Raw genomic sequence first — 13,244 nt, forward strand, 5'->3', positions numbered from 1 at the left:
CTGCAATCGAATTGAGGAATCCATGAGCTTTTCGTTTCGATCCCTTGCGGCCGTGCTTGGACTGGCGCTGTGTTTTGGCTGCCAGGCCGCGCAGGTCAGCGTGCACGACCCGGTGATGGCGCAGGACGGCGCCCGCTACTACCTGTTCAGCACTGGGCCGGGCATCACCTTCTACAGTTCGGCCGACATGCAGAACTGGACGCCGGAAGGCCGCGTGTTCGCCGGCCCGCCGGCCTGGGCCAAGCGCGCCGCGCCGAGCTTCAATGACCACATCTGGGCGCCGGACATCCAGCATCACAACGGCAGGTTCTACCTGTATTACTCGGTGTCCGGTTTCGGCCAGAACACCTCCGGCATCGGCGTCACGGTCAACCGGACGCTCGACCCGCATTCGCCCGACTACCGTTGGGAAGACCAGGGCATGCTGCTGCAATCGGTGCCGGGGCGCGACGATTGGAACGCGATCGACCCGAACATCGTCGAAGACGGCAAAGGTGGCGCGTGGATGTCGTTCGGCTCGTTCTGGAGTGGCTTGAAGCTGGTGAAACTCAACGACAACTGGACGCAGCTGGCCGAGCCGCAGGAATGGCATTCGATCGCGCGCCGCGAGCTGTCGACATCGGTGGCCGGCGCCGGCGCTGGCGCCGGCGAGATCGAAGCGCCCTACATCTTCCGCAAGAATGGCTACTTCTACCTGTTCGCCTCGTGGGGGCTGTGCTGCAAGGGCAAGGACAGCACCTACCGCGTGATGGTCGGCCGCGCCAGCGACGTCAGCGGGCCGTACCTCGACCGTGCCGGCAAGGACATGGCGGCCGGCGGCGGCTCGCTGGTGCTGGCCGGCGACAAGGACTGGCAGGGCGTCGGCCACAACAGCGTCTACACGATGGTCGGCAAGGACTTGCTGGTGCTGCATGCCTACGAGCGCGCCGACAAGTACTTGCAAAAGCTCAAGGTCATGCAGATTCAGTGGGACAAGGACGGCTGGCCAACGGTCGACCCGCGCGACCTGAATCGGTACAACAGCACGCAACTGCCATGATTCGCTCGATGCTGATGGCGCTGCCGGACTGGGCGCTGCAGCTGACGGCGCGCAGATCACCGGCGAGGACAACGCCGACGCCCGCGGCAGCGCGCTGGTGACCAACGACATGACCAGGGAAACCGGCATCGCATGGGACGACATCGATCCGGCGGCGGTCATTCGCGGCGACGGCCAGGCCATCGTCGACTTCAACGGCAAGTCCTGCATCTTCCACCACAACGCCAAATTGCCGGGGGAGGTGAGTACCGCCGTTCGGTGGCAGTCGAGGCATTCCAGTATGGGGCGGACGGCAAAATCGGCCTGATTGAGCAGAGCGCGCAGGGGCCGGCGGCGAATCCCTCGGCGGGCTGCAGGTGATATCGAAATCGATAACATTTTGCCGCGAGCAATATCGGGGATGATATTATTTTGAAAATGGACTCTCCCAACCCAAACTGGTTCCTGAAGGCGCGCCTGAAGACGCGGCAACTGCTGCTGCTGATCGCGCTCGACGATTTTCGGAATACCCACCGTGCCGCCGACGAGCTGAACATGACGCAGCCGGCCGCTTCCAAACAGATCAAGGATCTCGAGGAGATGCTCGGCGTGCGCCTGTTCGAACGGCTGCCGCGTGGGATGGAACCAACCCTGTACGGCGAAACGATGATCCGCCACGCCCAGATGGCGCTGACCGGCCTGTCGCTGGCGCACGACGACATCGTCGCGCTGAAGGCGGGCCTGGCGGGGCAGGTCGAGGTCGGCGTGATCATGACTGCGGCGATGGCCTTGCTGCCGCGCGCGGTCGCCCGTATCAAGGAGCACGCGCCGCTGCTGCGGATCGGGGTCCAGGTCGAGCCGAGTAACGTCTTGCTCGACAAACTGCAGCGCGGCACGCTTGACTTCATGATCGGGCGCATCTTCGACACCGCCGACAGTTCCGGGCTGATCTACGAAGAGCTGACCGAGGAGCCGGCTTGCGCGGGGGTGCGCCCCGGCCATCCGCTGCTCGAACGGCGCGAGCTGGCGCTGAAGGATATTTCGGCGTTGCCGTGGATCTTGCCGCCGCACGGCAGCATCCTGCGCCACCGCTTCGACATGATGTTCCGCCGTGCCGGCCTCGAGCCGCCAATCAATGTGGTTGACTCTACCGCGCTGTTGCTGGTGACGGCGCTGTTGCAGCAGACCGATTCGCTGCATGTGATGCCGATCGACGTCGCCGCCTACTACGCCTCGCTCAATGTAGTGAAGATCCTGCCGATTGACCTGCCATGCAAGATGGACGCCTTCGGCATCATCCTCCAGCAGGACCACCTGCTGTTGCCGGCTGCCGGCCTGCTGCTCAAGGAAGTGCGCATCGCCGCGCTCGAAATGTACTGAGAAGTGAGGTGCTCAAACCTAAAGATTTTCCCTGATCGAGGCCGGTAGTTCGCGATCTTTTCAATCGTCGTCGGTCCATCGTCACAGTCCACTATCCATATCGCTTACATATACCAACATCAAACCAGACTCGCTTGTCTGCAATAGCTTCGACCTTCAGCGTGCCCGGTTGATCCGAAATCATCCCGCGCTGCTGTTCGAAAAAGGCATCGATCTCGTCTTGGAGGATGGACAGGTGTATCGAGTCGACGGTTGCACAGCACAGCACAGCTCGACGGAGCAATGCTAAGGAAGCGATCCAGCGTTTGAAGCATCTTTACCCGCGCGTTCGCCACGACCTGCGCGGACAGGCTGAAGATGTTGTTGTTTGTGCCCGCATCGAGATAGGACAGCTGCTACCCCTGCGGCGCACGGGTCAGATCAAAATACTTGTGCTGCCTCAGGAGGTGCGCTCTCAGTCGAAGCCTTGAGATGGCCGGTCAGCCTTCGATGCCAATGGCCGCTATCGTTGCTCAGGCAGCCGCCGGTGGCGAAGTCGCCAATGAAAATCCTTCGTCGATCCAGCCGGTAATTCCTCCTGGCATAATTTTGACGGGGCGTCCGAGCTTTGCCAGGCGAATCGCCGCGCGCGCCGCGCCGTTGCAATGGGGGCCGGCGCAATAGGTCACGAAGACCGTCTCGACCGGGTACTGGGCCAGCTTTGCGTTGACGATTTTTCCATGTGGAAGATGGTTGGCTCCGGCAATGTGCGCAGCGGCAAACTGATCTGGTCCGCGCACATCGAGCAGGACGAAATCATGGGCGCCGGTGGCGAGTGCATGGTGGACGTCCCAGCAATCCGTTTCGAACTGCAGAATGGCTTCAAAGTGGGCAAGGGCAATGGCATGAGGTGCTGCAGCTATTTCGGTGATGATGGACATGGTCGAACCCGGGGTTGGTTGGTGTGGGGCTATTATCGATGCCGCCGGCCTGTCTCGATAGTGGCGTAAACGTCAATGTGCGGTAACATAACGCCATGGAAAAACATCTTGTTGTCGCGCTCGCTTATGACAGGCTCTGTACCTTTGAATTCGGTTGTACCGTCGAGCTGTTCGCGCTTGATCGTCCTGAGTTGGAAGTGCCCTGGTATGCATTCGCCGTCTGTGCAGCCGAGTCGGGGCCTATCCGAGCTGCCGGCGGCATTTCGGTCCTGGCGCCGTTCACCCTGGATTTGCTCGACCGCGCCGATACCATCATCATTCCGGGCTGGCGCGATGCCGATGAGTTGCCGTCCGTTGCTTTGCTCGACAAGTTACGTGCGGCCTACCGGCGCGGTGCCCGGCTGTGCTCGATTTGCTCCGGGGTCTTTGTCCTGGCCGCAGCCGGGGTTCTTGACGGCAAGCGCGCGACTACGCATTGGCGTTATGCCGGGCGCCTGGCACAGCGTTACCCATCCATAGAAGTAGAAGCCGACCTGCTCTATGTTGATGCGGGACAAATCATTACCTCGGCCGGGTCGGCCGCCGGACTCGACATGTTGTTGCATCTGGTACGCCGCGACTACGGGGCCAAGGTCGGCAATCTGGTGGCGCGACGGCTGGTCGTCGCGCCGCATCGGGAGGGCGGCCAAGCCCAGTTTGTGCCGCGTCCAATGGCGCGCGATGAGGGCGGCCGACTGGCAAAACTGATGGACTGGCTGCGCGCACATTTGGCGCAGCCGCACACGCTCAGCTCGATGGCGCAACGTGCCATGATGAGTCCACGCACCTTGCAGCGCCAGTTTCAAGACGCCACCGGACTGGGGCCGGTCAACTGGCTGATCCGGGAACGGGTGGCGATCGCCAAGGACCTGCTGGAGTTGCCCGACACGCCAATGGCGCAGGTAGCCGAACTGGCCGGTTTCGGTTCGGAAGAATCGTTGCGACGGCATTTTCGCCGACTCGTCGCCACCAGTCCGGGTGCGTATCGACAAAGGTTCGCAGCGATGCCGTAAGGTCTCGCCATGGCGGCACATGGCAGACAGGTGGTGCTTGCCGAGTTACTTCACCCGCTGCTTTTCCAGCTTGCGCGCGAGGGTGCGCCGGTGCATGCCGAGCCGGCGCGCCGCCTCGGAAATATTAAAATCGGTCTCGGCCAGTACGGCATGGATGCGCTCCCACTCGAGCGTCTTGATCGAGGTGGGGCGCGCGGTCAGCGCCAGGTCGGCGCTGGCGACCTGGTGGCCGAAGGCCGCTTCGATGTCGTCGGTGTTGGACGGCTTGGCCAGGTACTGGCAGGCGCCCAGCTTGACCGCCTCGACTGCCGTGCCAATGCTGGCAAAACCGGTCAGCACGACGATCAACATGGCCGGATCGTGCGCGTGCAGCATCTGCACGCAGGCCAGGCCCGACAGGTTGCCGGTCAGTTTCAGGTCGACCACCGCGTAACCGGGCACATGCTGGCGCAGCAGCGCGCGCGCCTCGTCGTAACTGGCGGCCAGCAGTACGCGGTATTGGCGGCGCTCGAACGAGCGGCCGAGGGTGCGGGCGAAGTCGAAGTCGTCTTCGACGATGAGCAGCAGGCGTTCAGGCTGCATGACTGGTTTCCTCAGGTTGCAGGGCGATCGACGCCAGAGGCAGGTCTAGTCGCACACTGGCGCCGCCTTCGGCGCGGTTGCGGGCACTGACGCGGCCACCTAAAGTGCGGGCCACGTTGACCACCAAAAACAGGCCAAGACCGCCGCCGGGCCGGCCCTTGGTCGACTGGTAGGGCGTGCCGAACTGGTCCAGCATGCCGGGGGCGAAGCCGGGGCCGCCGTCAGTAATCAACAGCACCAGCGCATCGCCTTCGCGGCGCGCTTCCAGGCGCTGCCAATGGGGCGACGCCTCGAAGGCATTGTCGAGTACGTTCCAGATCATCTGCTTGAGGGTCGAGTCCGACACTACCGGCACGTCGCGCTCGATATGGTTGTCGTATTCGAAGGCGACAATCGGCCGGCTGGCGCGCCACTCCGCCACCAACTGGTCGAGGAACACCTTAATGGTGGTCTTAGCCGATGATTCGCCGCGCGCTTCGCCGGCCGACATCAGGATGCCGCTGACGATGGTCTTGCAGCGTTTGAGCTGGGCCTGCATTTCGCCCAACTCCGCCAGCAATTCGGGATTACGCGCGAACTCGGGCATGCGGCGCCAGTCGCCCAGGATCACCGCCAACGTCGCCAGCGGCGTGCCGAGCTCGTGGGCGGCGCCCGAGGCCAGCAGACCCATCCGTACGATATGCTCTTCCTCGGCGGCGCGCTGGTGCAGGCCGGCGAGCTGGGCGTCGCCGGCGCGCAGGTTGCGGTTGATGCGGGTGATGAACACGAGCAGCAGGGCCGCATTGACGACGAAGCTGATCAGGATGCCCTGAATATAGAGGCTCGACATGCCGCGCCCATGGTCGAGCGGCAGCGGCAGCGGCTTGGCGAACAGCGCCAGCGCCGCCACGCAGGCGCCGGTGATGACGACGATGGTCCAGCTCGACCATGGCTGCAGCAGCACCGCCGCCAGGATCACTTGCAGCAGGTAAAGGAAAACGAAGGGATTGGTCATCCCACCGCTGAGATAGAGCTGCATGGTCAGGCTGAAGACGTCGACCAGCAGCGCCAGGAACAGCTGGCGGTTGTCGACGTAGTGCTGTTCCTTCCAGCGCAACAGGCTGAAAATGTTAAAGGCGATTAGGCAGGCCAGCAACTGCAGCATCGCCGGCACCGGCAACTGGACGCCGAAGCCCATTGACACGACGGCGATCGTCGACAGCTGGCCAACCACCGCGATCCAGCGCAGCTGGATCAACTGGTGCATGTTGCGATAGCCGGCGGCATTGGCGTTCTGGCCCGGCACCGCCATCGGTTCGATCACATCGCTTTTTCGTCGCCCGGTCTTCACGTCGTCCCTTATCAAATTTTCCCGCGCGCAATGGCGTAGCTGGCGCCGGCCGACATCAGCCCCATGGCAAACCAAGTCAGGGCGTAGACAAGGTGGTTGTTGTGGAAGGATACCACCGTCAGGCCGGCGACCGGGGCGACCGGCGCGCCGATGCGGGAAAAGGGGTCAGACCCGTTTGTTGTTCGGCGACCAGTGCCCTGAACGTCGTGATTAATGGGGTCAGACCCATTTGTTATTTTGATTTCTACGCCCTGGACCTCGCGATTAAACGGGTCAGACCCTGTTTTTGGGGCAACGGAATTAGTGGCGTCCTGGTCGAGGAACCAGGGGGCGATGCGGGTCAGGCCGCGGGCGGCGCCGATTGCTTCGGCATCGCGCGAATACCAGCGGTTGTGCTTTGGGTCGTTGTCGCGCAGGAAGCCGCCGCCGCGCTCGCTCATGCGCAGCAAGCCGGTGATGCCGACGGCGCCGGGACCGGCATCGGCCGGCGTGGCGTCAGACGGGATAAAGCCGCGGTTGATGAGAACGACGGCGCCGCCGCTGTTGACGTTGTCGGTGCTGCCGCTGCCGCCAATGACAAAAGGCGTCAGCACCCAGAAGCCGGCGCCCAGTTCGGTAACCGCCTGCACCCGGGTGGACAGCCGGTCGAGAAAGCGGCCTTCGAGGCGCAGGTGGCGGTATTCGTCGTTGTTTCTGGACAGGGCTGTCCAGGCGGCGACGGGCGGGGCGGCGGTAGCGGGCGCATGCACGCGCCCGTCGACTTGCGCGATCAGCGCTTTTTTCCACTGCAGGCGCTGGACTTGCCAGGCACCGAGGGAGAATAAAACGGCGCACAGCAACGCCAGACAGAGCGCAACTACCCGCCGCGCCCCTGTCCTGCGCGGCGTGGCCGGGTTTGCGCCCCGCGGATTGGTCATGGCATGTCGTGTTGCATGGCCGGGCCCATCATGCTCGGCATCATGTTGTGGTTCATGTTGTACATCACCCAGATTGATCCGCTCAGCATGATGACCACCACCATCGTCGTGAACAGCATGGCCAGCATCGACCAGCCGCCTTCGACCTTGGTGTTCATGTGGAGGAAATAGACCATGTGAACGACGATCTGCACCGCGGCCAGGCCCAGGACCACCAGGCCGGCGGTGCCGGAGTTGCTGAAGACCTTGCCCATCACCAGGTAGAACGGGATGGCGGTGAGGATCACCGCCAGCGCAAAGCCGGTGGCATAGCCGCGCAGGGTCGAGTGCGGGACCTGCTGCTCATGCCCGTCGTTGTGGCCGTGGCCGGAAACATCGTCATGCGCGCTCATGGCAGCACTCCCATCAGGTAGACAAAGGTGAAGACGCCGATCCAGATGACGTCGAGGAAGTGCCAAAACATCGACAGGCACATCAGGCGGCGGCCATTTTCCGGTGTCAGGCCGTGTTTGCCGAGCTGGAACATCAACGTGATCAGCCAGATGATGCCGAAGAAAACGTGCAGGCCGTGGGTGCCGACCAGCGCGAAGAACGCTGTCAAGAAGCCGCTGCGCTGCGGGCCGGCGCCTTGGTGGATCAGGTGGGCGAACTCGTACAGTTCAAGGCCGATGAAGCCGGCGCCGAGCAGGCCCGTGACCGCCAGCCAGGCCAGCACCGGGCGCAGTTTCCCCTTTTGCATTTCCAGCATGGCGAAGCCGTAGGTGATCGACGACAGCAGCAGCAGCGCCGTGTTGATCGCCACCAGCGGCAGGTCGAACAGTTCGGCGCCGGTGGGGCCGCCCGCGTAATTACGGCCAAGGACCGCGTAGGTGGCGAACAGGCAGGCGAACACCAGGCAGTCGCTCATCAGGTACAGCCAGAACCCCAACAAGGTGCCGTGTTCAGGATGATGCTCGCGAACGTAGAAGCGCGCGCTCGGGTCGGCGGGCGCAACGCCCGATTCAGGGTAAGTGCTAGGGTAGGTGGTCTCAGACATGGGCTTCCACTTGGGTATCGAGTAAGCGGGTGCGGATATTTTCCGTACGGGCGACTTCGTCGGCCGAAATAAAATAATCGCGTTGATAATTAAAGGTATGAACGATGACGGCGGCGATCACGGCGGCCATGCCCAGGCCGGCAATCAGCCAGATCTGCCAGACCAGCGCGAAACCGACCAGCGCGCACAGACCGGCGATGATGAAACCGGCGCTCGTATTCTTCGGCATGTGAATTGCCATGAAGCCGCTGCGCGGACGCTGGTAGCCGGCAGATTTCATGTCGGTCCAGCTGTCGTTGTCGTACACACGCGGGGTGAACGCGAAGTTATAGTCCGGCGGCGGCGACGAGGTCGACCATTCGAGCGTGCGGCCACCCCACGGGTCGCCCGTGACGTCGCGCAGTGCTTCGCGGTTGCGGTAGCTGACGACGAACTGCATCAACATCGAGGCGATACCGAGCATCACCAGGAAGGCGCCGAAGGCGGCGACGATGAACCAGATCTGCAGCGACGGGTCCTCGAAGCGGCTGACCCGGCGCGTCACGCCCATCAGGCCAAGCACGTACAGCGGCATGAAGGCGAGGTAGAAGCCGACCACCCAGAACCAGAACGAGCACTTGCCCCAGAAGTCGTCGAGCTTGTAGCCGAACGCTTTCGGGAACCAGAAGTTGATGCCGGCGAACAGGCCAAACAGCACCCCGCCGATAATCACGTTGTGGAAGTGGGCGATCAGGAACAGGCTGTTGTGCAGCACGAAGTCGGCCGCCGGCACCGCCAGCAGCACGCCGGTCATGCCGCCGATGACGAACGTGATCATGAAGGCGATCGTCCACATCATCGGCAGCTCGAAGCGGATGCGCCCGCGGTACATGGTGAACAGCCAGTTGAAGATTTTCGCGCCGGTCGGGATCGAGATGATCATCGTGGTAATGCCGAAGAACGAGTTGACGGAGGCGCCCGAACCCATGGTAAAGAAGTGGTGCAGCCAGACCAGGTAGGACAGGATCGTGATGACGACGGTGGCATACACCATCGACGTGTAGCCGAACAGGCGCTTGCTGCAGAAGGTGGCGACCACTTCCGAGAAGATGCCGAACGCCGGCAGTATCAGGATGTAGACCTCGGGGTGGCCCCAGATCCAGATCAGGTTCACATACATCATGGCGTTGCCGCCCATGTCGTTGGTGAAAAAGTGGGTGCCGAGCATGCGGTCCATCGACAACATGCCGAGCACTGCGGTCAGGACCGGGAAGGCGGCGACGATCAGCACGTTGGTGCACAGCGCGGTCCACGTAAAGATCGGCATCTTCATCAGGCTCATGCCCGGCGCGCGCATCTTGACGATGGTGGCGAGTAAATTCACTCCGGACAGCAGGGTGCCGACGCCGGCTATCTGCAGCGACCATATATAGTAGTCGACGCCGACATCGGGACTGGCCAGGATGCCCGACAGTGGCGGATACGCCAGCCAGCCGGTGCGGGCGAATTCGCCGACGAACAGCGACACCATCGTCAGGCCGCCGCCGAACGCGGTCATCCAGAAGCTGAAATTGTTGAGGAACGGGAAGGCGACGTCGCGCGCGCCGATCTGCAGCGGCACGACGTAGTTCATCAGGCCCGTCACCAAGGGCATGGCCACAAAAAAGATCATGATCACGCCGTGGGCGGTGAAGATCTGGTCGTAGTGGTCCGGCGGCAGGAAGCCGCTGTTGCCGCCGAACGCCATGGCCTGCTGGGCGCGCATCATCAGCGCATCGGCGAAGCCGCGCATCAGCATGACCAGGCCCAGGATCATGTACATGATGCCGATTTTCTTATGGTCGATGCTGGTGATCCAGTCGCGCCACAGTGGGCCCCACAAGCGGAAACGGGTGAGGGCGCCGAGCATTGCGGCGCCGCCGATGGCCACCATGGCGAAGGTGGCCAGCAGGATCGGATCGTGAAGGGGAATCGCGTCCCAGCTTAGCCGCCCGAACAGAAGCTTTGTCAGGTCAATTTGGTTGAGCATTGGTTGTCTCTTCTTATTGAGTTGGTTGGCGTGATGTGGATATATGCGCTGGCGGACTTGCCATCAAGGTCGGCTTCTCGCCCATCCTGTGGTTGGCATGGGCGTCGGCCGCCATCGTATGGTTCATGCAGGCCGCGCCAGGCGCGACGCAGCGGTTGAGGATGGCGTCGTACAGGTCGCCGGCGACGACGCTGTAGCGCCGCACCCCTTCGCGCTGGCTTGGCTTTTCCAGCTCCAGGTAAGCGCTGCGGTCGAGCATGGATGTGCTGGCCCCGGCCCCAGCCCCGGCTTTCACCGACGCCACCCAGGCGTCGAACCCGGCCTGGTCCTTGCCGTGAAATTTGAAACGCATGTCCGAGAAGCCGGCGCCGCTGAAGTTGGCCGAAAAGCCATCGTAGCTGCCCGGCTTGTTGATGACGGCGTTGAGCGTCGTCTGCATGCCCGGCATGGCGTAGATCTGGCCGGCCAGGGCGGGAATGAAAAACGAATTCATCACGGTCGAAGCGGTAATTTTGAAACGCACCGGCACGTCGATCGGGGCCACCAGTTCATTGACCGTCGCGATGCCCTGTTCCGGGTAGATGAACAGCCACTTCCAATCGAGCGCGACGACTTCGACGATCAACGGCTTGGTGTCCATCGAAATCGGGCGGGCGGCGTCGAGGCGCTGCAGCGGTCGGTACGGGTCGAGCACGTGGGTGCTGATCCAGGTAATCACGCCGAGTGCGATGATGATGAGCAGCGGCGCGCCCCAGATCACCAGTTCGAGGCTGGTCGAGTGGTCCCAGTCGGGCGAATAGGTCGCCGCGGTGTTACTCTTGCGATAGCGCCAGGCAAACAGGATGATCAGGACGATGACCGGGACGATGATCAACAACATCAACGCAGTCGACACGACGATCAGGCGCGCCTGCTGGACGGCGATGTCGCCGGACGGGTTCATCACCACGCTGTTGCAGGCACTCAGCAACAAAATGGGCGAGAGGAGCATCACGCGGGTAAGTAAGTAAGTCATGCGATATGGGTATGTATAGTCGGTCTGAGGTGTTACAGTACAGCAGCTAACAACGGAACGCGATTGGACAAATTGTCCTACCCAGGCGGGTGCGCCGCGCGCCCAGTTATGATTGCGGCAGACAAAATAGGAGGAGAATTGAGCATGTCAGACATTCATACCCCACGCCCCGGCTCCATCAAGGAGCGTGCCGACATCGGCGCCGATGCGCGCCGCATCAATGCCGACCATTCCGCCGTCGCGCCGGGCGAAATCGCGGTCGGCGTGGTGATCGGCCGCGCCTCCGAATATTTCGACTTTTTCGTTTTTGCCATCGCCTCGGTGCTGGTGTTTCCGTCGGTTTTTTTTCCCTTCGCCGACAAGCTGACTGGCACGCTGTACGCTTTCAGCGTGTTCGCGCTTGCCTTCGTGGCAAGGCCGATCGGCACCGCGCTGTCGATGGCGATCCAGCGCCGCTACGGGCGCGAAGTAAAGCTGACCGTGGCGCTGTTTCTGCTCGGCGTATCGACCGCCGGCATTGCCTTCCTGCCCACTTACGCCCAAATGGGCAGCACCGCCATCGTGCTGCTGTCGCTGCTGCGCGTCGGCCAGGGGTTGGCGCTGGGCGGCTCGTGGGACGGCCTGCCGTCGCTGTTGGCGCTGAACGCTCCGGCCGACCGGCGCGGCTGGTATGCGATGCTCGGCCAGCTGGGCGCGCCGGTGGGCTTCATGATTGCCGCCGGCGTGTTCTGGTACCTGCTGTCCGACCTCAGCAGCGCCGACTTCCTGTCGTGGGGCTGGCGCTACCCGTTCTACGTCGCCTTTGCCATCAACGTGGTAGCGCTGTTCGCCCGCCTGCGGCTCATTTCCACCAACGAGTACACCCACTTGCTTGAAGAGCAGGAATTGCAGCCGACCCCGTTTGGCGAAATGACCCGCCACCAGGGCCGCAACGTCGTCATCGGCGCGCTCGCCGCGCTTGCCAGCTACGCCTTGTTCCACTTGGTGACGGTGTTCCCGCTGTCGTGGATCAGCTTGTATTCGCCGCGCGAGGTGGCCGGTTTCCTGGTAATCCAGATCATCGGCGTCGCCCTGATGGCGGTGGCGGTTGTCGCTTCCGGCCTGATTGCCGACAAGGTCGGCCGGCGCACCACACTCGGCACCCTGGCCGGCCTGATCGCCGTGTTCAGCTTTTTCGTTCCGATGCTGATGAACGGCGGCGAATCTGGCCAGAACACGTTTATTTTGGTCGGTTTCGTGTTGCTGGGACTGTCGTATGGCCAGGCCGCCGGCGCCGTCACCGCCAACTTCCCGGCGCGCTACCGCTACACCGGCGCGGCGTACACATCCGACCTGTCGTGGCTGGTCGGCGCCGGCTTCGCGCCGCTGGTGGCGCTGGCGCTGGCCGCCAAGTTCGGAATGGTCTACGTCGGCTTGTACCTGCTGTCGGGCGCGGTCTGCTCGCTGGCGGCCCTCAGTCTGAACCGCAAGCTCGATATCCGCGACTGACAGGCGGCAGCTGGCGCAGCGCCGTATCTTCCCGCGCAGCAGCCATGGCCGTCAAGCGGCGCGAACTTCCGCGCTCCTGCAAACGGACGAACGGTGTAAGCTGGAATTTGGCGGTGCCGCGGGCGATGCGATTTATCCACTGTCGCACGCACGATGGCATCTCGCACTCAGTTGACGTATTTATTAAGGTGAGAAAATCATGAAACCAAGCACATGGCTTTTCGCAGCTGCAATGTCCGCCTCCGCCCTGGCGGTGGCACAAGCGCCCCAGAGTTCAGGTGTGACCGAAACCACCGACCCGGCCAAAATCGCCGCCATCGAGCAGCGTGCACAAGAACTGGCGTCGCGTCCGGCGGCGCCAACGGCGGACGCGGGCGACCAGATGAAAAACAAGGGCGCGCGCCATCACAAAAACAAGGCCATGCACAAGGGCATGAAAAAAGCCAAGCCGCCATCGGATACGCCAATGGCGACCGACAGCAAGAGCTGAACCGGCCT

Annotated in this window: 14 protein-coding genes; 6 read left to right on the forward strand and 8 right to left on the reverse strand. The window is 62.8% G+C overall.

Annotated elements, in window-relative coordinates:
- Positions 1–22: 22 nt before the first annotated feature.
- The 3 genes from CR103_RS07685 to CR103_RS07695 all read left to right on the forward strand — a co-directional run bounded on the left by CR103_RS07685 (position 23) and on the right by CR103_RS07695 (position 2,398).
- Positions 23–1,039, forward strand: coding sequence for an arabinan endo-1,5-alpha-L-arabinosidase (locus tag CR103_RS07685; RefSeq protein ID WP_099915410.1), 1,017 nt, complete (start codon positions 23–25; stop codon positions 1,037–1,039).
- Between the two features lie 97 nt (positions 1,040–1,136).
- Positions 1,137–1,346 (forward strand): hypothetical protein, encoded by a 210-nt coding sequence (locus CR103_RS07690; protein WP_307719690.1) that lies wholly within the window; start codon positions 1,137–1,139, stop codon positions 1,344–1,346.
- 110 nt (positions 1,347–1,456) lie between these two features.
- The gene (locus CR103_RS07695; RefSeq protein WP_099915411.1) at positions 1,457–2,398 is read left to right on the forward strand and encodes a LysR family transcriptional regulator; all 942 of its coding nucleotides are present in this window, start codon (positions 1,457–1,459) and stop codon (positions 2,396–2,398) included.
- Between the two features lie 512 nt (positions 2,399–2,910).
- On the opposite strand, the gene CR103_RS07700 is transcribed toward CR103_RS07695, so the two are convergent.
- Positions 2,911–3,318, reverse strand: a complete 408-nt coding sequence (locus CR103_RS07700; RefSeq protein ID WP_099915412.1) for a rhodanese-like domain-containing protein — start codon at positions 3,316–3,318, stop codon at positions 2,911–2,913.
- A 95-nt stretch (positions 3,319–3,413) separates the two neighbouring features.
- Here CR103_RS07700 and ftrA point away from each other — a divergent pair, with 95 nt between their 5' ends.
- A complete protein-coding gene (ftrA, locus tag CR103_RS07705) occupies positions 3,414–4,370 on the forward strand; it encodes a transcriptional regulator FtrA (protein ID WP_099915413.1) in 957 nt (318 codons plus the stop codon).
- A 45-nt stretch (positions 4,371–4,415) separates the two neighbouring features.
- On the opposite strand, the gene CR103_RS07710 is transcribed toward ftrA, so the two are convergent.
- Genes CR103_RS07710 through cyoA form a run of 7 tightly spaced genes read right to left on the reverse strand, consistent with a single transcriptional unit; the run spans position 4,416 to position 11,258 of the window.
- Complete coding sequence (locus CR103_RS07710; protein WP_099915414.1) at positions 4,416–4,952, reverse strand: response regulator transcription factor; 537 nt, start codon at positions 4,950–4,952, stop codon at positions 4,416–4,418.
- Positions 4,942–6,243, reverse strand: coding sequence for an ATP-binding protein (locus CR103_RS07715; RefSeq protein WP_099915497.1), 1,302 nt, complete (start codon positions 6,241–6,243; stop codon positions 4,942–4,944). Before CR103_RS07715 ends, CR103_RS07710 begins: the two co-directional genes overlap by 11 nt.
- Before the next feature lie 50 nt (positions 6,244–6,293).
- Positions 6,294–7,199: an SURF1 family protein gene (locus CR103_RS07720; protein WP_099915415.1), complete on the reverse strand. Its 906-nt coding sequence runs from the start codon at positions 7,197–7,199 to the stop codon at positions 6,294–6,296.
- Positions 7,196–7,591, reverse strand: coding sequence for a cytochrome o ubiquinol oxidase subunit IV (gene cyoD, locus CR103_RS07725; RefSeq protein WP_099915416.1), 396 nt, complete (start codon positions 7,589–7,591; stop codon positions 7,196–7,198). Before cyoD ends, CR103_RS07720 begins: the two co-directional genes overlap by 4 nt.
- Positions 7,588–8,235 (reverse strand): cytochrome o ubiquinol oxidase subunit III, encoded by a 648-nt coding sequence (gene cyoC / locus CR103_RS07730; RefSeq protein ID WP_099915417.1) that lies wholly within the window; start codon positions 8,233–8,235, stop codon positions 7,588–7,590. Before cyoC ends, cyoD begins: the two co-directional genes overlap by 4 nt.
- The gene (gene cyoB / locus CR103_RS07735; protein WP_099915418.1) at positions 8,228–10,243 is read right to left on the reverse strand and encodes a cytochrome o ubiquinol oxidase subunit I; all 2,016 of its coding nucleotides are present in this window, start codon (positions 10,241–10,243) and stop codon (positions 8,228–8,230) included. The genes cyoC and cyoB overlap by 8 nt, the downstream gene beginning before the upstream one ends.
- A 13-nt stretch (positions 10,244–10,256) precedes the next feature.
- Complete coding sequence (cyoA, locus tag CR103_RS07740; RefSeq protein WP_099915419.1) at positions 10,257–11,258, reverse strand: ubiquinol oxidase subunit II; 1,002 nt, start codon at positions 11,256–11,258, stop codon at positions 10,257–10,259.
- Between the two features lie 144 nt (positions 11,259–11,402).
- On the opposite strand from cyoA, the gene CR103_RS07745 reads away from it, so the two are divergent.
- Both CR103_RS07745 and CR103_RS07750 read left to right on the forward strand, forming a co-directional pair.
- Entirely contained in the window at positions 11,403–12,746 is a 1,344-nt protein-coding gene (locus CR103_RS07745; RefSeq protein ID WP_099915420.1) for an MFS transporter, read from the forward strand.
- Between the two features lie 199 nt (positions 12,747–12,945).
- Positions 12,946–13,236 (forward strand): hypothetical protein, encoded by a 291-nt coding sequence (locus tag CR103_RS07750; RefSeq protein WP_099915421.1) that lies wholly within the window; start codon positions 12,946–12,948, stop codon positions 13,234–13,236.
- Positions 13,237–13,244: the final 8 nt, after the last annotated feature.

This window comes from Massilia psychrophila (assembly GCF_002760665.1).
Classification (GTDB): Bacteria; Pseudomonadota; Gammaproteobacteria; order Burkholderiales; family Burkholderiaceae_D; genus JAFCUW01.

Excerpts from the sequence above, each read along its gene's own strand:
- cyoB (WP_099915418.1), bottom strand. The coding sequence starts at position 10,243 with ATGCTCAACCAAATTGACCTGACAAAGCTTCTGTTCGGGCGGCTAAGC.
- CR103_RS07720 (WP_099915415.1), bottom strand. The coding sequence starts at position 7,199 with ATGACCAATCCGCGGGGCGCAAACCCGGCCACGCCGCGCAGGACAGGG.
- CR103_RS07710 (WP_099915414.1), bottom strand. The coding sequence starts at position 4,952 with ATGCAGCCTGAACGCCTGCTGCTCATCGTCGAAGACGACTTCGACTTC.
- CR103_RS07715 (WP_099915497.1), bottom strand. The coding sequence starts at position 6,243 with ATGGCGGTGCCGGGCCAGAACGCCAATGCCGCCGGCTATCGCAACATG.
- ftrA (WP_099915413.1), top strand. The coding sequence starts at position 3,414 with ATGGAAAAACATCTTGTTGTCGCGCTCGCTTATGACAGGCTCTGTACC.
- cyoA (WP_099915419.1), bottom strand. The coding sequence starts at position 11,258 with ATGACTTACTTACTTACCCGCGTGATGCTCCTCTCGCCCATTTTGTTG.
- CR103_RS07700 (WP_099915412.1), bottom strand. The coding sequence starts at position 3,318 with ATGTCCATCATCACCGAAATAGCTGCAGCACCTCATGCCATTGCCCTT.
- CR103_RS07750 (WP_099915421.1), top strand. The coding sequence starts at position 12,946 with ATGAAACCAAGCACATGGCTTTTCGCAGCTGCAATGTCCGCCTCCGCC.
- CR103_RS07745 (WP_099915420.1), top strand. The coding sequence starts at position 11,403 with ATGTCAGACATTCATACCCCACGCCCCGGCTCCATCAAGGAGCGTGCC.
- cyoD (WP_099915416.1), bottom strand. The coding sequence starts at position 7,591 with ATGAGCGCGCATGACGATGTTTCCGGCCACGGCCACAACGACGGGCAT.
- CR103_RS07695 (WP_099915411.1), top strand. The coding sequence starts at position 1,457 with ATGGACTCTCCCAACCCAAACTGGTTCCTGAAGGCGCGCCTGAAGACG.
- CR103_RS07685 (WP_099915410.1), top strand. The coding sequence starts at position 23 with ATGAGCTTTTCGTTTCGATCCCTTGCGGCCGTGCTTGGACTGGCGCTG.
- cyoC (WP_099915417.1), bottom strand. The coding sequence starts at position 8,235 with ATGTCTGAGACCACCTACCCTAGCACTTACCCTGAATCGGGCGTTGCG.